Origin of the sequence: Streptomyces sp. NPDC007907, from assembly GCF_042959365.1 — a bacterium.
In the GTDB taxonomy this organism is placed as follows: domain Bacteria; phylum Actinomycetota; class Actinomycetes; order Streptomycetales; family Streptomycetaceae; genus Streptomyces; species Streptomyces indiaensis.
Map to the genome: position 1 here is coordinate 146814 of NZ_JBIBKR010000005.1, position 21031 is coordinate 167844.

21 protein-coding genes, 1 tRNA gene and 1 pseudogene are annotated in these 21031 nt (G+C 70.1%); 8 read left to right on the forward strand and 15 right to left on the reverse strand.

All coding sequences use genetic code 11. From position 1 onward, the window contains the following. The first annotated feature begins 404 nt into the window (after positions 1-404). Positions 405-2693, forward strand: coding sequence for a transglycosylase domain-containing protein (locus ACFZDI_RS21305; RefSeq protein ID WP_391252435.1), 2289 nt, complete (start codon positions 405-407; stop codon positions 2691-2693). 362 nt (positions 2694-3055) lie between these two features. On the opposite strand, the gene ACFZDI_RS21310 is transcribed toward ACFZDI_RS21305, so the two are convergent. Then, on the reverse strand, positions 3056-3520 hold the full coding sequence (locus ACFZDI_RS21310; RefSeq protein ID WP_234750051.1) for a GatB/YqeY domain-containing protein: 465 nt from the start codon (positions 3518-3520) through the stop codon (positions 3056-3058). A gap of 157 nt (positions 3521-3677) precedes the next feature. On the opposite strand from ACFZDI_RS21310, the gene ACFZDI_RS21315 reads away from it, so the two are divergent. The 5 genes from ACFZDI_RS21315 to ACFZDI_RS21335 all read left to right on the forward strand — a co-directional run bounded on the left by ACFZDI_RS21315 (position 3678) and on the right by ACFZDI_RS21335 (position 8327). Then, entirely contained in the window at positions 3678-4616 is a 939-nt protein-coding gene (locus ACFZDI_RS21315; protein ID WP_391252438.1) for a metallophosphoesterase, read from the forward strand. 158 nt (positions 4617-4774) lie between these two features. Next, positions 4775-5545 (forward strand): Pr6Pr family membrane protein, encoded by a 771-nt coding sequence (locus ACFZDI_RS21320; protein ID WP_391252440.1) that lies wholly within the window; start codon positions 4775-4777, stop codon positions 5543-5545. Between the two features lie 47 nt (positions 5546-5592). Further along, a tRNA-Pro gene (locus ACFZDI_RS21325) sits at positions 5593-5666 on the forward strand. 756 nt (positions 5667-6422) lie between these two features. Further along, positions 6423-6662: a hypothetical protein gene (locus ACFZDI_RS21330; protein ID WP_391252442.1), complete on the forward strand. Its 240-nt coding sequence runs from the start codon at positions 6423-6425 to the stop codon at positions 6660-6662. Positions 6663-8000: 1338 nt separating this feature from the next. Next, positions 8001-8327 carry a GYD domain-containing protein gene (locus ACFZDI_RS21335; RefSeq protein ID WP_308287281.1) on the forward strand — a complete coding sequence of 109 codons (327 nt, stop codon included), beginning with the start codon at positions 8001-8003 and terminating at the stop codon, positions 8325-8327. Positions 8328-8589: 262 nt separating this feature from the next. Here ACFZDI_RS21335 and ACFZDI_RS21340 read toward each other — a convergent pair whose 3' ends face one another. Then, positions 8590-8961, reverse strand: a complete 372-nt coding sequence (locus ACFZDI_RS21340) for a hypothetical protein (protein ID WP_234750057.1) — start codon at positions 8959-8961, stop codon at positions 8590-8592. A gap of 592 nt (positions 8962-9553) precedes the next feature. Here ACFZDI_RS21340 and ACFZDI_RS21345 point away from each other — a divergent pair. Together ACFZDI_RS21345 and ACFZDI_RS21350 are read left to right on the forward strand one after the other, a co-directional pair. Beyond that, entirely contained in the window at positions 9554-10108 is a 555-nt protein-coding gene (locus ACFZDI_RS21345) for a hypothetical protein (protein WP_391252444.1), read from the forward strand. A gap of 178 nt (positions 10109-10286) precedes the next feature. Next, positions 10287-10610: a hypothetical protein gene (locus tag ACFZDI_RS21350; protein ID WP_391252446.1), complete on the forward strand. Its 324-nt coding sequence runs from the start codon at positions 10287-10289 to the stop codon at positions 10608-10610. A gap of 231 nt (positions 10611-10841) precedes the next feature. On the opposite strand, the gene ACFZDI_RS21355 is transcribed toward ACFZDI_RS21350, so the two are convergent. The 13 genes and pseudogenes from ACFZDI_RS21355 to ACFZDI_RS21415 form a co-directional block, all read right to left on the reverse strand. Further along, complete coding sequence (locus ACFZDI_RS21355) at positions 10842-12344, reverse strand: oligopeptide:H+ symporter (RefSeq protein WP_391252448.1); 1503 nt, start codon at positions 12342-12344, stop codon at positions 10842-10844. A gap of 6 nt (positions 12345-12350) precedes the next feature. Further along, a complete protein-coding gene (locus ACFZDI_RS21360; RefSeq protein ID WP_391252450.1) occupies positions 12351-13169 on the reverse strand; it encodes an SAM-dependent methyltransferase in 819 nt (272 codons plus the stop codon). 38 nt (positions 13170-13207) lie between these two features. After that, a complete protein-coding gene (locus ACFZDI_RS21365) occupies positions 13208-14479 on the reverse strand; it encodes a cytochrome P450 (RefSeq protein WP_391252452.1) in 1272 nt (423 codons plus the stop codon). 2 nt (positions 14480-14481) lie between these two features. Further along, positions 14482-14883, reverse strand: a complete 402-nt coding sequence (locus tag ACFZDI_RS21370; RefSeq protein ID WP_391252454.1) for an antibiotic biosynthesis monooxygenase — start codon at positions 14881-14883, stop codon at positions 14482-14484. Beyond that, on the reverse strand, positions 14880-15206 hold the full coding sequence (locus ACFZDI_RS21375; RefSeq protein ID WP_234750066.1) for an antibiotic biosynthesis monooxygenase: 327 nt from the start codon (positions 15204-15206) through the stop codon (positions 14880-14882). The genes ACFZDI_RS21370 and ACFZDI_RS21375 overlap by 4 nt, the downstream gene beginning before the upstream one ends. Before the next feature lies 1 nt (position 15207). After that, positions 15208-15957 carry an SDR family NAD(P)-dependent oxidoreductase gene (locus ACFZDI_RS21380; protein ID WP_234750067.1) on the reverse strand — a complete coding sequence of 250 codons (750 nt, stop codon included), beginning with the start codon at positions 15955-15957 and terminating at the stop codon, positions 15208-15210. Positions 15958-15986: 29 nt separating this feature from the next. Further along, entirely contained in the window at positions 15987-16754 is a 768-nt protein-coding gene (locus ACFZDI_RS21385) for an SDR family oxidoreductase (protein WP_391253212.1), read from the reverse strand. Next, positions 16737-17183, reverse strand: a pseudogene (locus tag ACFZDI_RS21390) (SRPBCC family protein); the annotation flags it as partial. The pseudogene ACFZDI_RS21390 and the gene ACFZDI_RS21385, both read right to left, overlap by 18 nt. Continuing rightward, positions 17183-17446, reverse strand: a complete 264-nt coding sequence (locus ACFZDI_RS21395; RefSeq protein WP_234750069.1) for an acyl carrier protein — start codon at positions 17444-17446, stop codon at positions 17183-17185. The gene ACFZDI_RS21395 and the pseudogene ACFZDI_RS21390, both read right to left, overlap by 1 nt. Before the next feature lie 87 nt (positions 17447-17533). Continuing rightward, positions 17534-18913 carry a beta-ketoacyl synthase N-terminal-like domain-containing protein gene (locus ACFZDI_RS21400; RefSeq protein ID WP_391252457.1) on the reverse strand — a complete coding sequence of 460 codons (1380 nt, stop codon included), beginning with the start codon at positions 18911-18913 and terminating at the stop codon, positions 17534-17536. Then, positions 18910-20196, reverse strand: coding sequence for a beta-ketoacyl-ACP synthase II (locus ACFZDI_RS21405; RefSeq protein ID WP_391252459.1), 1287 nt, complete (start codon positions 20194-20196; stop codon positions 18910-18912). The genes ACFZDI_RS21400 and ACFZDI_RS21405 overlap by 4 nt, the downstream gene beginning before the upstream one ends. After that, positions 20193-20624 carry a cupin domain-containing protein gene (locus ACFZDI_RS21410; RefSeq protein ID WP_391252461.1) on the reverse strand — a complete coding sequence of 144 codons (432 nt, stop codon included), beginning with the start codon at positions 20622-20624 and terminating at the stop codon, positions 20193-20195. The genes ACFZDI_RS21405 and ACFZDI_RS21410 overlap by 4 nt, the downstream gene beginning before the upstream one ends. Beyond that, a complete protein-coding gene (locus ACFZDI_RS21415) occupies positions 20621-20992 on the reverse strand; it encodes a TcmI family type II polyketide cyclase (RefSeq protein ID WP_385657240.1) in 372 nt (123 codons plus the stop codon). Before ACFZDI_RS21415 ends, ACFZDI_RS21410 begins: the two co-directional genes overlap by 4 nt. Positions 20993-21031 lie beyond the last annotated feature (39 nt).

Sequence of the window (21031 nt, forward strand, 5' to 3'; positions counted from 1 at the left end):
GCGCCGTCCTCTCCCGAATCGAGGCTCCCCCACGGCGGCAGCGGCATATTCACCGCCGCCAGTTGAGGACGTTACGGAAGGCGGGCACAGCGCAACACCCCCAGCGGGCCCAATCTTGAATGGCCCGAACGGACTATGGGTAAGCGGCAGATCACCCGGGGGAGTGAGCTGGTGGCATACGTAACTTTCCCGGCAAACCGGGACAGTTCAGTTGCGTCACATGGGACGCCGCATGACACACAAGGCGGATTCGGACACGCCCCCAAGAAAAAACTCGGGGAACACCCAGAACGATTCGGGTTCGCCGGACGTATTGATACGTGACCTCACTGCTGTGACAGTTGAGAGCAGCTTAGGCCAAGGCCTATACGCCTGTCCGGCGATTGAGAACGTAGGCTGCCCTCATGCCAAAGAAGCGCTCGGGCGGTGGTCTGTCTCCCACGCAGCAGGCCGCCAAGTTCCTCGGTGTCAGTGTCCTCGCGGGGGCCGTGCTGGCCGGCATCGCGCTGCCCGCCGTGGGCGCGCTGGGGCTGGCGGCCAAGGGATCCGTCGAGAGCTTCGACGACCTCCCGGTCAACATGAAGACCCCGCCGCTGAGTCAGCGCACCACCATCCTCGACGCCGACGGCGGCCAGATCGCCACGGTCTACTCGCGCGACCGCACGGTGGTCCCCCTCAAGGACATCTCGCCGTACATGCAGAAGGCGATCGTCGCGATCGAGGACTCGCGCTTCTACCAGCACGGCGCCGTGGACCTGAAGGGCGTCCTGCGCGCCCTCGACAAGAACGCGCGCAGCGGCGAGGTCGCGCAGGGCGCCTCGACGCTGACGCAGCAGTACGTGAAGAACGTCTTCGTCGAGGAGGCGGGCGACGACCCGACGAAGGTCGCGCAGGCCACCCAGCAGACCATCGGCCGCAAGATCCGCGAGCTGAAGTACGCGATCCAGGTCGAGGAGGAACTGGGCAAGAAGAAGATCCTCGAGAACTACCTGAACATCACGTTCTTCGGCCAGCAGGCCTACGGCGTCGAGGCCGCCGCACAGCGCTACTTCTCCCGGTCCGCCAAGGACCTCACCCTAGAGCAGTCGGCCCTGCTCGCCGGCATCGTCCAGTCGCCCAGCCGCTACGACCCGGTCAACGACGAGGCCGAGGCGATGAAGCGGCGCAACACCGTGCTGCAGCGCATGGCGGCCGTGGGCGACATCTCCGGGGCGCAGGCCGCCGAGGCGACGAAGGCACCGCTCGGCCTGAAGGTCAGCAAGCCCAAGAACGGCTGCATCACGGCGGCCAGGGGCGCCGGCTTCTTCTGCGACTACGTGCGCGAGGTCTTCCTGACCGACCCGGTCTTCGGCAAGACCAGGAAGCAGCGCGCGAAGATCTGGAACCAGGGCGGCCTCACCATCCGCACGACCATGGACCGGCAGGCCCAGAAGGCCGCGCAGCGCTCCATCAAGGACCACGTCTACAAGAGCGACGAGGTGGCCACCGCCGCCAGCATCGTCCAGCCCGGCACCGGCAAGATCCTCGCCATGGGCCAGTCGCGTCCGTACGGCTTCAAGAAGAACGAGACGCAGATCAACCTCTCCGTCGACCAGTCGATGGGCGGCGGCATGGGCTACCAGCCCGGTTCGACGTTCAAGCCGATCGTGGCCGCCGCGGCCCTCGAGGACGGCACGCCGGCGAACAAGGTGTACTCGTCGCCGTACCAGATGGCGTACCCGAGCCCGGTCTCGGCGTGTGACGGCAAGCGGTGGGTGAACGACCCCAACAGTCCCGCCAAGCTCCAGAACGAGAACTCCTCCGAGGTCGGCCCGTACGACATGCGGGAGGCGACCGCCAAGTCGGTCAACACCTACTACGTGCAGATGATCAGCGACATCGGCATCTGCCCCGTGACGACCATGGCGAAGAAGATGGGCGTGGTGCGGGCCGACGGCGACAAGATGCCGCAGGTGCCGTCCATCGCCCTGGGCACCCAGGAGATGTCCCCGCTGACCATGGCGAACGCCTACGCGGCCTTCGCCGCGCGCGGCATGTACTGCACGCCGGTCGCCATCGAGTCGGTCAACCGGCGGGTCGGCGACAAGACCACGTCGATGGAGGTCCCGAAGTCGACCTGCTCGCGCGCGATGTCGGAGAACACCGCCGACACCATCAACACGCTGCTGAAGGGCGTCGTCGAGGACGGCACGGGTTCCAAGGCCGGTCTCGGCAGCCGCCCCAGCGCGGGCAAGACCGGTACGACCGACGAGCGCTACGCGGCCTGGTTCGTGGGCTACACACCGAACATGGCCGGAGCGGTGTGGGTCGGCGACCCGGCGCACAAGCGGAAGATGACCGGCATCACCATCGGCGGCCGGTCGTACGGCAAGGTCTTCGGTGGCGAGGTCCCCGGCCCGATCTGGCGCGACATGATGTCCGGCGCGCTGGAGGGCAAGCCCGTCGAGAACTTCAACACCGTCCACATCCCCGACAGCAAGCCGCGGGACCGCGGTGACGGCGACAACGACGACGGTGGCCGCGACGACGACGGCAACGACGACGACGGCTTCATCGGCGGCCTGGTCGGCGGCAACAACAACGGCGGAGGCGGCGGCGAGCCCGTCCCGACGCCTTCCTTCTCCATCCCGGAGGGCTTCTTCCGGGGACAGAACAACGGCGGCGGCAACGGGAACGGCGGCCGCTTCGGCTGAGCGGGCAGTGCGACGGAACGCGGACGGCCCCCTTCCACCCCTGCGGGTAGGAGGGGGCCGTCGTCGTCCGGCTGAAGGGTCAGCCCACGGCGCACCAGCCGGGCCGATCACCGGGTCGGCCGGCCTGGGGCACCAAGGGTCCGACCACCGGTTAACGCCACCGGGTCGATCACGAGGCCAGGCGGCGGGTAGCACCACCGGGCCGATCATGAGGTCAGCCACCGGTTAGCACCACCGGGTCGATCACGAGGCCAGGCGGCGGGTAGCACCACCGGAACGATCACGGGGTCAGCCACCGGTTAGCACCACCGGGTCGATCACGAGGCCAGGCGGCGGGTAGCACCACCGGGTCGATCGCGGGGTCAGCCGGCCAGCTGCTTCTTCACCGCCGCGGCGACGCGGCCGCCCTCGGCCTGCCCGGCCACCTTCGGGTTCACGATCTTCATGACCGCGCCCATGGCCCGCGGCCCCTCGGCACCGGCCGCCTTCGCCTCCTCGACCGCCTGGGCGACGATCTGCTGGAGCTGCTCGTCCGACAGCTGCTGCGGCAGGTACGTGGCGAGGACCTCGCCCTCCGCCTTCTCCCGCTCGGCCTGCTCGGCCCGGCCACCCTGCGCGAAGGCCTCCGCCGCCTCGCGGCGCTTCTTCGCCTCCCGGGTGATCACCTTCTGGACTTCGTCGTCGGAGAGCTCGCGCTTCTCCTTGCCCGCGACCTCCTCCTTGGTGATCGCGGCGAGCGTCAGCCGGAGCGTCGAGGAGCGCAGCTCGTCGCGCTCCTTGATCGCAACGTTGAGGTCTTCCTGCAGCTTCGACTTGAGCGTGGTCATGGGGTCGATTGTCGCAGGTCCGGGAGGAACGACGCCCCCGATTTAGTCGGGCCCCGCCGGAAGGGCCGGTGCCGTCACGGGATTTCGGGCACCGCCCGCACCGTCGTGGCGCGCCGGGCGGGCACGGACGGCGGCCGGGGTCTGACACGATGGTCGTATGCGCACGCGATACGGAATCCCCCTGGGAATCGCGGCGGCTGGCGCCGCCGGTCTGGTGTACGCGGCGGGCTTCGAGGCCCGCTCCTTCCGCCTCCGCCGGGTCACCGTCCCGGTCCTGCCCCCGGGGATGCGTCCCCTGCGTGTGCTCCAGGTCTCCGACATCCACATGGTCGGCGGTCAGCGCAAGAAGCAGCGCTGGCTGCGGTCCCTGGCGGGTCTGCGCCCGGACTTCGTGATCAACACGGGCGACAACCTGTCCGACCCCGAGGGCGTCCCGGAGGTCCTGGACGCGCTCGGCCCCCTGATGGAGTTCCCGGGCGCGTACGTCTTCGGCTCCAACGACTACTACGGCCCCAAGCTGCGCAACCCCGCCCTCTACCTGCTGGAGAGGGCCCAGGGCCGCCACGGGCTCAACGGCAACGACCCGGCCCAGGGGGTGGTGCACAACCCGTGGGAGGACCTGCGGGACGGTTTCGACGCGGCGGGCTGGCTGAACCTGACCAACACGCGAGGCGAGCTCAAGCTCGAGGGCGGCTCGGTGGAGCTCACGGGCCTGGACGACCCGCACATCAAGCGGGACCGCTACGCGCAGGTGGCGGGCGGTCCGTCCGAGACGGCGGACTTCTCGATGGGCGTCGTGCACGCCCCGTACCTGCGCAGCCTGGACGCCTTCACGGCCGACTGCTATCCCCTGATCCTGGCCGGTCACACCCACGGCGGCCAGCTGTGCATCCCCTTCTACGGCGCGCTGGTCACCAACTGCGACCTGGACACGGACCGTGTGAAGGGTCTGTCCACGCACAGGGCGGAGGGCCGTACGTCGTACCTGCACGTGTCGGCGGGCTGCGGCACGAACCGCTACACGCCGGTGCGGTTCGCGTGCCCGCCGGAGGCGACGCTGCTGACGCTGGTCGGACGCGAGGCCGTGGGCAGGTAGGGCAGGTACGGCAGACAGGTCCGGCAGGCAGGTCCGGCAGGCAGGGGGAGGAGAGGCGGTGGAGGCAGGCTGGGAACCGAGGGTCGGCCCGGGGGTGAGGTAACCCGCACAGCCCTACCCACATCGCCCCCTATGTCCGTTTCTGCGAGCGTGGGGGCATGCCCGCCCCGATACCCCGGGACATCCCGGACCTCCCAGCGATACCGTCCCCGCCGGCGCTGAAGCCCTCCCCCGTGCCCGCCACGGCCGTCGTCGCCCCGGTCCGACGCCCCGCGGTCGCGGCCTTCCGCCTGCTGATCGCCGTCGCGGCGGCAGCGGGCGTGACGCTCGAACTGCTCCTCGGCGACCCGACCCGGGCCCTGAGCCACTTCGTGATCCAGAGCAACCTGCTCCTGGCGCTGGTCATGGGCCTCTCGGCCCGCCGCACCTGGACGGCCGGCCGCCCGTTGCCGGCTGCTGTGCTGGGCGCGACGCTGCTGTACGTCGTCATCGCGGCCTTGGTGCACCACCTGTTCCTGGCGAGCGAGGCGAGCCCGTACTCCCTCACGGGCGAGGCGGCCACGCCGACGGGCTGGCAGGCCCTCTCCCACGGCGTCCTGTACACGGTGACGCCGATCGCCGCGGCACTCGACTGGCTCCTGCTGACTCCCCCCGGCCGCCTGCGCCTGCGTCAGACCGGCGCCTGGCTCCTGTATCCGCTGGTCTACCTGGCCTTCTGCCTCATCCGGGGCGAGCTGCTCCTGCCCGGCACCCCCGGCCGCTACCTCTACCCGTTCCTGGACGTCGGCCAGGACGGCTTCAAGCGGGTCCTCGGCAACGCCCTCCTCCTGGGCCTGTCCTTCTCCGCCCTGGCGGTCCTCCTCGTGGGCCTCGACCACGTCCGCCCGAACCCCATCCGCCACCGCGGCAAAACCGGATTTCGTCTCTAGCCACCGGTGGGCTAAAGTAAACGTCGTCGCCGCGACAGCAGCGACATCGGGGTGTAGCGCAGCTTGGCAGCGCGCTTCGTTCGGGACGAAGAGGTCGTGGGTTCAAATCCCGCCACCCCGACGCTGGTCAGAGGGCCAATCGCTTGATCGCGATTGGCCCTCTGTCGTGCTTGGGGGGCCAAACGAAGTTGAAGCCATCCCCGGCCTTGGTCTTCCACACACCCAGGCCTCTTGCTGCGCCAACCCCTCATGATGCTCTGAAGCGCATGGACACCCGTTGGAATCCAGCGCAATGCCCCCACGGCCCCACGCCGCTGGCAGCCAGATCGGGGCACGGCGGCTCGTCCTGGCGCCACCCCGGCAAGCGTGAGCGGTGCACAGCGCGCCCGACGTAAGCCCGCAGGCCAGCCATGGTCACCACATACGCGTAGGTGACACCGACGGAAATATTGAAACCCCAACTTAACAACGAAAGATCAAATGGCACATGACATGCGCCACTCCGGAAATTGAAATTCGATCTCCGAGCACATCTGTACAATTCAAGCCTTTGAGTAAAAATCCGTTGACTCGATCTCTTTTCTTGCGGTATTAAAAGTTCTCACACCTTCGAGGGAGGGTGCCAGCAAGTGAAGCGCGGGGGATAACATGAGCCACAAAGATCCAAGCGCAAAGACCCGTCGGAGTTTTCTGCGCAGCACGAGCCTTGCGCTAATTGGTGGTGCAGGCGTGACTGCTACGACAGCGGGACGATGCAAGGCACCCAAACCCAAGAAGGCCCCCCAGATTCAGCCGCCTCAACAGAATACGGCTCAGGCTGAACCGTGAGATCGCCGATCGCGCCTGATTAGACGGATCAATGGCGGAAGGTGAATCGATGAGTAGCGAAATCGATCCGGGTGCCACAAATGCCCCGACGGGACCAAATGAACCCATATCGCCATTGGATAAGTTCAACGCCTCGACGGGTGCCGTGGGAGCGGCAACCGGGGTCGCGGGCCTCGCTAAGGATATGGGAGAAAATGGCACGGAAGCGGACAGTGAAGGTCTAATATCCGGAATCCTGGAAGCTGGAAATGAAATTCTGGAAAATGTCTGGGACTTCCTTGGCTGGTAGCTTCACGCAATGGAAGCAAAATGCATTAGGCTTACTTTCGGTCGAATGCCCACATCGCGACCCAGGCAGAAACTAAGTTGCGGCAGGCGCCTATCGAGAACTGCGAATAGCCACCTGCCGCACTCTACGACGATGCAAATGGATCAGGCTAAAGCGCTGCGGTAGTCGTATCGCCAGCGAATATCTCGCACCCAGAGGGGTATTCATGGCGCTTGACCGTGATGCGCGTTGGGACGCCGGCACAACCCCGTGGGCCCGGCGCTCGCTGGAAGCCGGCCAGACAGTGCGGTGCTACTTCTGTGGTGGGGAGACAGCTATCTCTTCGTATGGGGACCTCCCTGGCGACACGAGTCGACTAGAGCTGTACTGCGACAAAAAGCTTTGTGATGCCCGTGAAGTCGTCGTCCTCGTGAGCCGGGACAGCAAAGGCGCCCATCTTCGAGCTGACGTCCGTGCGCTGGAGGCAATCGATGAAGGGCCCGGGCGTCCTTCCGGCCCATCCCTCGATGTCTTCGAGCGGAACGAAAACTCGAAGCAGAAGGCACCGCGGCGGCAGGACACCACTCCGTTCACGCTGGACGTCCGGTAGAACCCAAAGCCCTGGTAACACCCCTAAAACTCGACCGAGGCGGTCATCTCGGAAGGGCCAAACGGGGGGCCAAACGGTGCAGCCGCACGAGGACGGTCCCGGACAGTAATGGACTGTACCGGAGGGGAACGAGCAGGTCAGTAACCCCGGACCAAGGTCACAGAGGGGCTTGATCGCGTTCGGGACGAAGAGGTCGTGGGTTCAAATCCCGCCACCCCGACAGAGAAACAGCAGATCAGCCAGTCTACTCACATTAGTAGGCTGGCTGATCTGCTTTCTGCGTGACTACGCTTGGGCGCGATCGCGAAGCCGTCTTCGTGATCCCGCGACACCTCCTTGAGCTTGCCAGCTTGATGTTGGTGCGCGGGATACCTCCCGCAGCACTTCGAACCCAGCCGCCGGCTCAAGCCTGCACACCGCGGCAGGACACCGATGGCCTGGTTAACCTTCGGGTGCGAATCGACGGCCCTGGCGCAGCTGCGCATTCTCCTGCTCCAGCCAGGCCACCACCACGTCATCACGACCGACGGCGGGGCCGGGGGCGCTGGGCACGGGAAGTCGCAAAAGCGGAGACCACGGTGAAAGCAGCAGAAGCAGCGAACCGGCCGTTCGAACAGATCAGCGCCTACGACAGAGCCCCGGTGCCCGCAGCTTCCCAGGCACACGGCCGTTCGGGGGATACGCGGGCGGCTTCAGAGACGTATCCCGCCTTGCGGGGGCATCCCTTGCTGGGACGAAAGGGAGACATGATGCCGCTCTATCTATCGAGGTTCAGCTACACGCCGGAGACCTGGGCGAGACTCATCGGCCACCCCGAGGACCGCGCAAAGGCCGCTCAGTCGTACATCGAGTCCGTCGGCGGCAAGCTCCACGGCTTTTGGTACGCGTTCGGCACCCGCGACGGTTACAACCTGTGGGAGGCCCCCGACAACGTCTCCATGGCCGCGGTCGCCCTTGCGATCAGCGGAGGCGGCGCACTCAGCTCGTTCGAGACGACCGTTCTCCTGACCGTCGACGAAACCATCGACGCCCTGCGCAAAGCCGGGCAAGTCCAGTACCGGGCTCCCGGCGCGTAGCGGTCCGGATCAGAAGGCTCTGACATCTACAGCTGACATCAACGAGACCGGACGGGGACGTACACCAGCAACCCTGTCCGGCCGTCGTATCGATCACGGTCCGGGGCCTTTGACATCCAGCTTCGAACCGACCGGGAACCTCGACGTAAGGAAGCATCCTCGCCGGCGAGGCCACCGTCTTCCGGCGCGCCCCTGTATCAGGGGACCAAGCACTCGTTCCGGTCGGAACGCCGAGCACAACAACCCCTCAACCTGATCAGGGTCATCCGGTGCCGGTATCAGCCTTGTGCAGCATCTGGGCCAACAGCAGGGCGCCTCCGGTCGCTGCCCCTACCGCTCCGGCGGCCAGGAAACCGCGAGAGGAACGCCAGGACAGCACCGACCACCGTGACTGCGCGGAAAACAAAGATCCTGTACTCAGCCACGACCCGGTTGAGATCAGCGACAGGGCGGAGCCGATCGAACCGACCGACAGGGCGCTTCCGATCGAGCCCACTGACAAGGCCGAACCGACGGACCCCACAGACAGCACAGACCCCACTGAACCGATCGACAACACAGAGTCCTGTGACCACAAGGACAGCACTGAACCAGAGGAGGCACGTCGAACTGACCGTACGGACAGTTTTGTCATGAGGCCATCCTGCCCGCTGGTCGCTTTGTCCTGGGAGGTTGTGGACCGATGACGCGGGTCTCGGGTGAGGGCCTTCCGGCATCTGGCTCGACGAACACCGGCGGACGCCCACGCACACCCACGGACCATCCCAGCAGCTCAGAGCCACACCGTCCCAAGGCGGCGCCCTTGCCCAAGTTGCTTCGGGACGAAGCGGTCGCTCCGCTGGGGTCCGCCGCATGACCGACGCCCCGGCCTGTCCCGAGTGTCGAGGGCGCCGGCACCATCCGAAGAGGCGCCCCATGCGCTGCGCAGGCAAGAACCTGGTGGGACCGGTCCCGTGTGAGTGGTAGGGCACCGACCATCCCAGGCCCGACCCGGTGGCCCCGGTCTCGTGCATGGCACGATGCCTGATCACGGACGGGCACCAGGAGGTCCCATGAACGATCAAGGCACCCCTGTATCGGCGGATGGCTTCAGGGTCGTCGCTGTTGATGCCGACTGGCCCGAATCACGGCAGTTCATGGGTAGCGGGCACAACCAAGTCACCGGCGACATTCATGTGTGCCTGTGGTTCGGCTCTGCGTCCTTTGACCCACAGGTCGCGCACGTCATGGTTTTCAGCGCCTCCTCCGGCAATGCAAAGGCCTTCGAGGCCCTGGAGGACGCTTTGGAGGACTACTGCCACCCCGGTGAGGGACTTCCGGCCAGCCTGCCGGTCTCCGAACCCGTCACCATCACCGCAGAGGGGAAACCCGTGCCGTTCGAACTCTGGCGGAACAGCAGCAACCCTTACTGGGTCGCCCGGGGCCGTGTCGAAAACACCGAAGTGGTGCTGTCCGGCTCCGAGATAGACGCCAGCGAGCTGCGCCTGGTCCGCGTGAACGACCTGGCCCCGTACTCCACCCCCATCGCGTTCCTCCCGGCCCGGGAGGCGATCTCCGTTGCCATGGGAAGTGATCTCCAGGCGGCGGGGCCCAGCCGGCACTTGCAGATCGAGGAGGCGGACACCGCGCTGCGGGCCCTGCGCGACATCGCCACCCGGGGTGCCGCCCTAGGAGGACCCGGCCGGGAACTGCACGGCGAGGAGGCGGACACGGTGACGCGCGCCCTGCGCCACCTCGCCCAGGATGCCGGCCTCGCGGGAGAACCGGGAGCAGAGAGCTGATCAGCTCCCGCCGCCCTGGCCCACTCCGCGAAGGCCGCCGGGCTCTCGTGGCCCGCGCTCCGCTGACCGACGGCATGCCGGGTCACGACGACCGCGGCAGCGACGGAGAGCGTGACGTGCCACCTGTGCCCCGAGCGAGTGCCTGGACCGTACGAGCGCTTGCCGTCATGATCTGGCGATGGACGAGTATGGGTGGGCCGCGGGCCCTGAAGTGCCGGCTGCGGAGGCGGTACGGGCGAGCTGGGTGGCGACCGTCGCGTCCTTGCCTGTAGGGAGCCGGCTCATCGGAACGGTCATCGGACGCCGGCCTTTCGGGATCTTTGTACGTATCGACGGCGTGCCGGACGCCATAGCGCTCGCGGAGATCTCGCGCATGCCGCTGGGAATGGAGCTTCCGGCCCTCGGGGCCTTGGTCAGCGGTGAGGTCTACTGGCACGACGACCGCAACCACCAGGTCAGGGTCCGGCTTGACGAGTGGCAGGGAGCCGACGAAGCGACGTAGGCCTCGCAGCCGAAACAGGCATCCTGGTCATCGGCCGACTCGACCACGGACCCGCCGACGACCTCACCTTGCCTCGGCCTGGAGTCTACGAGGGCCACGCCTGGGGGCAGGGCCGTCAGGCAGCCGCCGACTACGACGACACCACCCTCGACCAGCTCACCGACGACCTCTGAAATCCGTACGTGCCGGCGCGGCAGCAGGGTCGGGAGGCCCGGTGGGTCGTCGTCGGTGTCAGGTGTCGGGGCCGGTCGGTAGGGCCAGGAGGCGGCGTAGGTGTGGTGTGGCCAGGGCGGTCGTCGTGCCGACCGTCAGGACGAAGCCGCCCAGGAGCAGGAAGTACGCCGTCGGGGACAGGACCGTCGTCAGGCGGAAGAGTTGGCCGCCTGCCACCACTCCCACCGCTCCGAACAGGCCGTTGACCGCGAGCAGGCGGCTGGTGCTGCCGGGGGGCGCCACCGTGGCGGCCAGGGCCAGGCCCGCGGGGGCCAGTGCGATCTCGCCGCAGGAGTAGAGGAGATAGACCAGCAGGAGCCACTGGGGCCCTACCGGACCGTGTGCGGCGAGTTGGGACGCCAGCGCCATGAGGAGGAAGCTGACGCCCGCTGCGATCAGCGCACCTGCGAACTTGACCGGTACGTCCACCCGCGGCGCCCGGAGCCAGAGGCGGGCGAAGAGCGGGGCGACCAGCAGCACGAAGAGCGGGTGCACGGACTGGAACCAGCTGGCCGGGACCTCGAAGCCCAGCACGTCCCGGTCCGTGTGCCGCTCGGCGAAGAGGCTCAGCACCGAACCGCTCTGCGCGAAGATCATCCAGAAGGCCGCCGAGGCTGCCATCAGGAGCGTGAAGCCCGCCAGGCGGCGCTGGTGGACCGTGCCCAGTGCGTGGGCCCGGCGCAGCGAGCGCAGGTACCAGAACGGGAGGGCGACCGTGGTGAGGCCGAGGGCGGCGAGCACCGCGGGGAGTGGGAGCAGGCCGTAGGACACCGGCAGCACCACGAGCCCGCCCACCATCCCCGTGACCCACACCGCGCGCCGGAGCATCGCGGTGGCCTCGGGGCGCGGCACCGGGTGGGGCGGGCGCGCGCCCACGTCCCCGTACCGGCGCAGCCCCAGGGCGAACTGGATCAGCCCCGCCGTCATGCCGAGGGCGGCCGCCGCGAAGCCGAGGTGCCAGGCGATCCGCTCGGCCAGCAGCCCGGTCACCACCGGGGCGATGAGCGCGCTGACCTGGATGCACATGTAGAAGAGCGAGAAGGCCGCCTCGCGGCGGCCCTTCCCCTCCCCGCTGACCCCGGCGACCATGGTGGCCATGGCCGGTTTGACCAGGCCCGTCCCCGCGACGACCAGCAGCAGACCGGCGTAGAGCGTGCCGGTCACCGGCAGGGCGAGGACCGCGTGGCCGCAGGTGATCAGCGCGCCGCCGAGCAGCACGGCCCGGCGCGCGCCCAGCACCCGGTCCGCGAGCCATCCGCCCGGCAGCCCGGCCATGAAGCTGAGGGACATGTACGCCGCGAAGACCGCGGTGGCCGTTTGCGGCGCCATGCCCATGCCTCCGCGGGCTTCGGAGGCGGTCAGGTAAAGGACCAGGATCGCCGCCATGCCGTAGAAGCTGAACCGCTCCCACAGGTCGACCGCGAGCAGCGTGCCGAAGCCGGGCCTGCCCCCACCCGCTCGCCGTGGTGCGGCGGGTGGGGCGGCCGGTGCGGAGTCCTGCGGGGTGAGGGAGGTGTCCACCCCGGGTCACCCGGCCGGTTTGAGTGCCACTCCGGCCAGCATCGCGAGCGCCGGGTCGGGGGCCTCGGCCGGTTCCGGGCGCCACAGCGGGGCACGCACCACGCCGGGCTCCACCAGCTCGAAGTCCTCGAACAGCGCGGTGAGTTCCCGGTTGTCGCGCCAGATCACCCGGCTCACCGCGCCCCGGTACTGCTCGGCCGCCTCCGGCGCCGTCCTGGGCACCTCCTCCGCGCCGGCGTGCGAGATGACCAGCGCGCTGCCGGGTGCCAGCCGCTCGGTGTACCGGCGCACCAGGGCGAGCGGTTCGTCGTCGTCCGGGACGAAGTGCAGTACGGCGGCGAGGATCAGCGCGACCGGCCGGTCGAAGTCGATCAGCCGGCGGGTCTCCTCCGCGTCGAGGATCTCGTGGGACTTGTACAGGTCGCCCTGGAAGACGGCCGCCCGGGGTTCGTCGGCGAGCAGGGCCCTGCCGTGTGCGACGGCCACCGGGTCGATGTCGACGTAGACGACCTTGCTGTCCGGGTGGGCGGCGAGGGCGACGTCGTGCACGTTGCCCTCGGCGGGGATGCCGGAGCCGATGTCGAGGAACTGCCGTATGCCGAGCGCGGACAGCTCGCGCACCGCGCGGCGCAGGAAGGCGCGGTTGGCCCTGAGGGTGGCCGGGAGGTCCGGGTTGCCGGCCGCGACCGTGCGGGCGAGTTCCCGGTCCACGGGGAAGTTGTGGGTGCCGCCGATCCAGAAGTCGTAGACCCGGGCGATGCTCGGGGTGTCGATGTCGACCTCGGGCGGGGCCCAGGAGGGGCGTTGGGTGTCCTGATGTTCCACGGGTGTGTCCTCCAAGGGGGGCGGGGCGGGGTCGGCGGTCAGGCCGTGAACACCGGGAGTTCTTCGAGGCCGCGCATCATGAGGCTGCTGCGCCAGCGCAGTTCGTCCGCGTCCACCGCGAGCCGCAGCCCGGGCAGGCGCGTGAACAGGCGGCTGAGGACGATCTGCCCCTCCAGCCGGGCCAGCGGGGCGCCCAGGCAGTGGTGGATGCCGTGGCCGAAGGCGACCGAGGCGGTGTGGGCGCGGGTGATGTCCAGGCGGTCGGGGTCGGGGTAGCGGGCCGGGTCCCGGCCGGCGGCGCCGAGCGAGATGGTCACGAACTCGCCCTCGGGGATGGTGACCGAGCCGACTTCGACGGGCTCGGTGGTGAACCGCCAGGTGGCGTTGGTGACCGGCCCGTCGTAGCGGAGGAACTCCTCGACGGCCGCGGGCCACAGCGACTCGTCCGTCGCGAGCTGCCCCCGCACGTCGGGGTGGGTGAGCAGGGCGAGGGTGCCGTTGCCGATGAGGTTGACCGTGGTCTCGTGGCCGGCCACCAGCAGCAGGAACGCCATGGAGATCAGTTCGTCGGACGACAGCTGGTCGCCGGCGTCCTGGGCGTGCACGAGGTCGGTGAGCATGTCGTCGGCCGGTTCGGCCCGCTTGGCCTCGATGAGGGCCTTCAGGTACGCGATCATCGACGCGCTGGCTTCGCTCACCTCGTCGGTGCCCGCGCCGGAGACGAGCAGGTTGGACCAGCGGCGGAAGGCGGCCCGGTCGTCCGGGGGGACGCCGAGCAGCCAGCAGATGACCGTGAACGGCACCGGGAAGGCCAGCGCCTCCATGAGGTCCAGCCGCTCGTGCCGGGCCATCACGTCCAGCAGCTCGTCGGTGAGCCCGGTGATGCGCGGCCGCAGCGACTCGACCCGGCGGGCGGTGAAGGCGCGGCCGACGAGCCGGCGCAGCCGGGTGTGGTCCGGCGGGTCGCTGTCCAGCATGTGCACGCTGAGGACGTGCGGGAACTGGCTGCGCTCCCCCGATTCGGCGAGGAACCGGCGCTGCTTCTCGGGGTCGGTGAAGTTGCGCGGGATGAGGTCCCGGCCGACCCGCATGTCCTTGCTCAGCCGGGGGTCGGCGAGCAGGGCGCGGGCGTGCTCGTAGCCGGTGACCAGCCAGGTGCGCAGGCCGTTGGGTGTCGTCACGGGCACGGCGGGCGCGGTCTTTCGCAGGCCGGCGAGCGCGTCGTGCGGGTTCTGGTGGAAGGCGGGGGTGAACAGGTCGGTGGGCGGGCCGGCCGGTGGGGCCGTGTCCCTGGCGTCCGTGCGGGCCATGCTCAGACTCCTTCCTTCAGCTTGGTGCCGGTGGCTGCCTTGGCGCCGGTGGCTGCCGCGACGTCGGCGGGGGCGACGGGGGTCGCGGCCCGGTCTCCCGCGTACGCGGCGAGTTCCCGGTAGATCTCGAAGGGACGGTCCCGGCCGGTGTCGCGCAGCGGGCGCAGCGGGGCGGTCTGGTCCTTGTGGGCGGGGCCGCTCTCCCAGGCGGTGAACGCCTCCCAGTCGGCCCAGCGGCTGACCACGACGTAGGAGCGCGGGTCGCCCAGGGCGTGCAGCAGCTTGTTGCCGAGCAGGCCCGCGGTGCCCGCCATCCTGCGGCTGGCCTCGTGGTAGGCGGGCAGGACCCGGTCCGGGTCGTCGCTCAGGTGGTAGAGCACGACCTCGACGGCACCGCCGCTCACGAGGCGGCGCCGGACAGGGCGGCGACCACGTGCATGGTCGTCATGGAGCCGCCGCTGCGGTACGGGTGCAGCTTCTGGCGGTGTTCCAGGTGCCGGTCGCTGGTCTCGAACGCGCGGAACAGCGGCTCGTTCACCCAGTCGCTGACGATGTAGTAGACGCCCTCCTCCTCGGCGCTGCGGGACAGCCACTGGCCGAGGTTCGCGGGGTGGGAGGTGACCGAGTCGCCGACCTCCAGCCACACCTTCTCGAAGTCGTCCTCCATGCCGGGCTTGATCTGCATGCGCAGCGTGACCCGGAAGACCTGGTCGGTGGGCTCGGACATGTCAGATGCCCCCGTCGACGTTGAGGGTCTCGCCGGTGATGTAGGCGGCGGCGTCGGAGAGCAGGAACAGCACCGGGCCGGCGAGTTCCTCCACGGTGCCGAGGCGGGCCAGCGCGGTCTTCTGCGCGTACGTGGCGCGCAGGCCCGCCGCGCGGTCGGCGGGCATCGCGGCGAACGCCTCGGTCTCGATGACGCCGGGGGCGACCACGTTGACGCGGATGCCCTTGGGTCCGAGCTCCTTGGCGAGCGAGCGGGTCAGTCCGATCATGGCGGCCTTGGCGGCGGTGTAGTGGGCGCGCAGCGGTATGCCGGCGGCGGCTCCGCGCGAGCCGATGTTGACCACCGAGGAACCGGCGCCGAGCAGCGGCAGCGCCTGGTGGATGATCCGGTAGGCGGCGGTGAGATTGGTGTCGAGGATCCGCGACCACTCGTCGGCGGGCAGTTCCCCGAACGGGATGTGGCTGATCACGCCCGCGTTGTTGACGACGCCGTCGAGCCGTCCGTAGCGGTCCTTGGCCTCGCCGACGAGTCGGTCGACCTCGGCGGTGTCGCCGACGTCCGCGCGGATCACGTGGTGGTCGCCGGCGGTCTCCTTCAGTGCGGCGGTGAGGCTGTCGACGGCCTCGCTCTCCTGCCGGTAGCAGGTGAGGACGTCGGCGCCGGCCCGGGCCGCGGCGAGGACGATGCCCCGGCCGATGCCGCGGGTGCCGCCGGTGATGAGCAGCTTCCTGCCGTGCAGTGCGAGTTCCACTTCGGTTCCCTCCATGGCTGGGCCGCGGCTCAGACGCAGCCGTCGACGTGGATGTTCTGGCCGGTGACGTAGCCGGCGTGGTCGCTGACGAGGAACAGCACGGCCTGGGCGATGTCGTCGACGGTGCCGAGCCGGCCGAGCGCGGTGAAGGAGGCGAAGGTGGCACGCTGCCGCTCGGCCTCCTCGGCGGGCAGTTCGTCGAGCGCCTCGGTGGCGATGCGGCCGGGCGAGACGGTGTTGACGCGGATGCCGCGCGGTCCGAGCTCCCGGGCCAGTGAGCGGGTCATGCCGACCAGGGCGGACTTGACGGCGGTGTAGTGGACGCCGCCGGTCATGCCGATGAAGGCGACCGTGGAGCCGATGTTGATCACCGACGAGCCGGCCGGCAGCAGCGGCAGGGCACGCCGGGTGACCAGGTGGGTGGCGGTCAGGTTGCCCTGGAGGGTGGCGGCCCACTCGGCGGGTGAGAGGTCGGCGTAGGGCTGGGGGCGGAACGTGCCGGCGTTGTTGACGACGGCGTCCAGTCCGCCGAGGCTCGCCTCGCACGCCGTGACCAGCCGGTCCACGTCCGTCTCGTCGGCGGCGTCGGCCCGCAGCACCTGGTGCTTGCCGGGGGTGCCGGCGAGTTCCTCCTCCAGGGAGGCGACGGCGTCGCCGGGGGTGCGGTAGCAGGTGACGACGTCGGCCCCGGCCCGGGCCGCGGCGAGGACGATGCCCCGGCCGATGCCGCGGCTGCCGCCGGTCACCAGGACGCGCTTGCCCTGGAGTTGGCGGCCGACGCGGGCGGCGCTCTCCACCTTGGCCTTGATCAGCCGCATCTGGACGGCGGTGTTGCGGTTGAGCCGGGCGGTCATCCCGGCGTCGTCGATCGGGGCGTCGGGCTTCATCGCGAAGTCCTGGATCCAGCGCATCCGTACGCCGCCGGGCACCTCCTCGTACTCCCAGCGGATGTTCATGTACGCGAAGGGGCCGGTCTCGACGCGGCGGGCCTCGACGGTGCGGGTGGCGGCGTCGGGGGTGCGTTCGGAGACCCAGCTCCAGACCTTGCCGTTCTCGTCGGGGTGCAGGGCGAGGCGGAAGGTGACGGTGTCGCCGTCCCGGCCGAGGATCTCGGCGGAGGCGTACTCGCTGAACAGCCGCGGCCAGGCGGCGACGTCGTTGGTCATCGTCCACACCAGGTCCATCGGTGCGTCGACGACGATCGCGTTGTCGGTGTGTCCTGCCATCAGACGCGGGCCTCCGTGAGCCGGGCGCGGACGTAGGCGAGGGCCTCGCCCGGGGTCTGGGTGTGCGCCAGGTCGCCGTCGGGGATCTGGATGCCGTACTCGCGCTCGATGCGGTTGACGAGTTCCAGCAGGGCCAGCGAGTCGTAGCCGAGATCGGCGAACGCGGTGTCGGCGAAGTGCTCGCCGTCCAGGTCGGTCTGCTCGTCGACACCGCCGCTGGCCCGGAGGATGCGGCGCACGTCGTCCAGGGTGAACTCCGGCATGGGAAGCCTTTCGTGGGTCGGGTGTGGACTGCGGGTTGTGGGGGCCGGTCGCGCAGGTCCCGGCGGCCCCCGGTCGGGCGGGGTCCGTCACCTCCTGAGGGCGCCGCGGTCGCCGGCGCCGACCACCAGCGCGGAGGTGAAGCCGCCGTGCCCGCGGGCCAGGACGAGGGCGGTGCGCGGGTCGGTCTGGCGGGGGCGGTCGAGGACGAGGTCGATCTCGCAGCCGGGGGCCGGGCGGCCGAGTCCCGCGGTGTGCGGGACGACTCCGGCGCTCAGGGCGAGCAGCGCGGTCGCCACGTCCAGTGCGGCGCCGCCCGCGTAGAGGCGGCCGGTGAGGGTCTTCGGCGCGGTCACCGGGACGCCGCCGGGTCCGAACACCTCGGTGAGGGCGTGGGCTTCGGCGAGGTCGTCGGCGGGTGTGCCGGAGGCGTCGGCGAAGACCATGTCGACCTCGCCCGGGGCGAGCCCGGCGTCGGCGAGGGCCCGCCGGATCACCGACACCAGCACGGAGCGGCGGGCGGTGGGGCGGTTCGGCGCCGGCGGCTGCGCGGCAGTACCGTCCGCCACGGGCAGCCGCGTGCCGTCGTGTGCTGTGGCGGGCCCTGCGGCGGTGTCCGTCGCCGGCAGCTTGGGCGTGGCGTCCGCGGTGGGGTCGAAACCGGCGGCGTAGCCCAGGAGTTCGCCGTACGCCGGGACCCCGCGGGCGTGTGCCGCCTCGGCGCTCTCGACGACGAGCATGGCGCCGCCCTCGCCCGGGACGAAACCGGAGGCGGCCGCGTCGAAGGGCAGGTAGGCGCGGGCCGGGTCGTCCTCGGTGGACAGCCGGCCGGTGGACAGCTGCGCCACCAGCCCGTACGGGCACAGCGAGGCGTCGGTGCCGCCGCTGAGCACCAGCCGGGAGCCGGTGTCGAGCAGCCGCCGGGACTGACCGAGGGCGTCGAGGCCTCCGGCCTGTTCGCCGCAGATGACCCCGCACGGGCCACGCATGCCGTGCCGGATGGAGACCTGGCCGGTGGTGGCCGCGTAGAACCAGGCGATGGACTGGTAGGCGCCGACCCAGGAGGAACCCTTCTGGTAGAGGTTCTCCATCTCGTGCTGGCCGAACTCGGTGCCGCCCGAGGAACTGGCGGTCACCACCGCCATCTCGTACTCCGGCAGGGCCGCCGGGTCGGCGGCGGCGTCCGCGAGGGCGTCCTGGGCGGCGGCCAGCGCGAAGTGGGTGAAGCGGTCGGTCTGCGGGACGAGCCGTCCCGGCACCTGTTCACGGGCGTGGAACCCGGGCACCTCGCCCGCCACGCGAACGGGGTAGCCGGTCGGGTCGAAGCGGGTGATGCGGCCGAGGCCGCTCTTGCCCGACAGCACCGACTCCCAGTGCCGGGCGGCGCCGATCCCGGTGGGCGCGACCACGCCGAGCCCGGTGACCACGGACCGGCCGCGCCGGCCGGGGCGTATGCCGGAGGCGCTCATGCCGCCTCCCCGTGGGCGAGGGCGGGCCGGCCGAGGACCATCGCCGTCTGGAAGCCGCCGAAGCCGCTGCCGACGCTGAGGATCCGGTCCATGCGGTGCTCGCGGGCCGTCACCGGCACGTAGTCGAGGTCGCACTCGGGGTCGGGCGTGGACAGGTTGGCCGTCGGCGGGACGACCTGGTGGCGCAGGGCGAGGGCGCAGGCGGCGATCTCCAGGGAGCCGATGGCGCCGAGCGAGTGCCCGATCATCGACTTGATGGAGCTGACCGGTACCTCGTGGGCGCGCTGCCCGAGGCTGCGTTTGAAGGCGGCGGTCTCGTGCCGGTCGTTCTGCTTGGTGCCCGAGCCGTGCGCGTTGATGTAGTCGATGCCGTCCGGGTCGAGCCGGGCCCGGTCCAGGGCGACCCGGACGGCCTCGGCCATCTCCCGGCCGTCGGGCTTGAGTCCGGTCATGTGGAAGGCGTTGCTGCGTCCGGCGAAGCCGAGGATCTCGGCGTACACGGTGGCGCCGCGGCGCCTGGCCGACTCCAGCTCCTCGATCACCATGACGGCGGAGCCCTCGCCCAGGACGAAGCCGTCACGGCGTCCGTCGAAGGGCCGGGAGGCGTGTTCCGGGTCGTCGTTGTGGGCGGTGGTGGCCTTGATGGCGTCGAAGCAGGCGGAGGTGATCGGCGACAGCGGGGCGTCGGTGGCGCCGGCGAGCACGATGTCGGCGCTGCCCTCCTCGATCAGCTGGACGCCGTGGCCGATGGCGTCCAGGCCCGAGGTGCAGCCGGTGGAGATCAGCGCGACCGGCCCCTCGGCACCCGCCTGGCGGGCCACCTCGACGGCGAGGGTGCTGGGCACCATGTAGCCGTACAGGTGGGGGACGCCGTAGCTGTGGTCGACGAGCCAGTCGCGGCCGCCGTCGGAGAGGACGGCGTACTCCTCCTCCAGGCCCATGGTGCAGCCGACGGCGCTGCCGATGCTGACACCGACGCGTTCGGGGTCGGCGCCGGGCAGGTCGATCCCGCTGTCGGCGACGGCCTCGCGGGCGGCGACGACCGCGAACTGGCCGGCCCGGTCCATCCGCCGGATCTCCTGGGGGGTGAGCCCCGCGGCGAGCGGGTCGAAGTCGCACTCGGCGGCGACCTGTGAGCGGAACCCCGCCGGGTCGAACAGGCTGATACGGCGGGTGGCGGTGCGTCCGGCGGTGAGCAGGTCCCAGTAGGCGTCCCGCCCGATCCCGCCGGGCGCGACGGCTCCCACGCCGGTGATCACCGCGCGTCGGGGTCCGGACGTCATCGGGCCGCTCCCACGTCGGGATTGCCCGCGGCCGCGTCGAGCGGCTGCTCGGTGTCGATGTGGCCCAGTTCGGGGCGCGGCGCGAGCGGCGAGAGGTGGAAGACCGCCTCGGCCGGCACGGTCCCGGTGTTGACCAGGCGGTGGCGGACCCCGATGGGCACCAGCAGCGAGTCGCCGGGGCCGAGAACGACCGGGGTGCCGCCGTCCAGCGTCATCTCCAGCCGGCCCTGGACGACGTGCAGGAACTCCTCGGAGTACGGGTGGAGGTGCTCGGTGACGTGGTGGCCGGGGGCCAGCCGCAGCACTCCGCCGAAGCCCGAGGTGCAGCCCACGGTCTTGGGGCTGAGGGTGACGCGGATGTCGCCGCCGCGCTTGGTGTTGGCGGCGACCTCGTGCGCGGAGACCTTGGTGGTGGCGGGGGCGCTCATCGGGCACCGCCCAGGTTCGCCGAACGCGGGGCGCTGGTCCGCGGGCCCTCCTGGGGCGTCCAGGAGTAGAAGGGGACGGCCATGGCGTCCTTGGGCTCGCGCCAGTCGGGGTCGTAGGGCGAGATGAACTGGCCGAGCCGGGTGTTGATCTCCTCGTAGAGCGGGTGGCTGCGGGCCTTGTACAGGTTCGGCGCGATGTCCTGGTCGGCCTCCACCAGGTGGAAGTACAGGTTGTGGAACGCGAACAGGGTCCGCCTCGACACCCCCACCAGATGCGGCAGTTCGGTGCTGTCCGAATCGGCGAAGACCTGCGCGACGCCCTCGGCGTCGGCGAGGTCCATCCTCGCCACGATCAGCGTTCGGTGCACGATGTCCTCCCGGCTTGTCGGTGCTGTGTTCACCCTGGT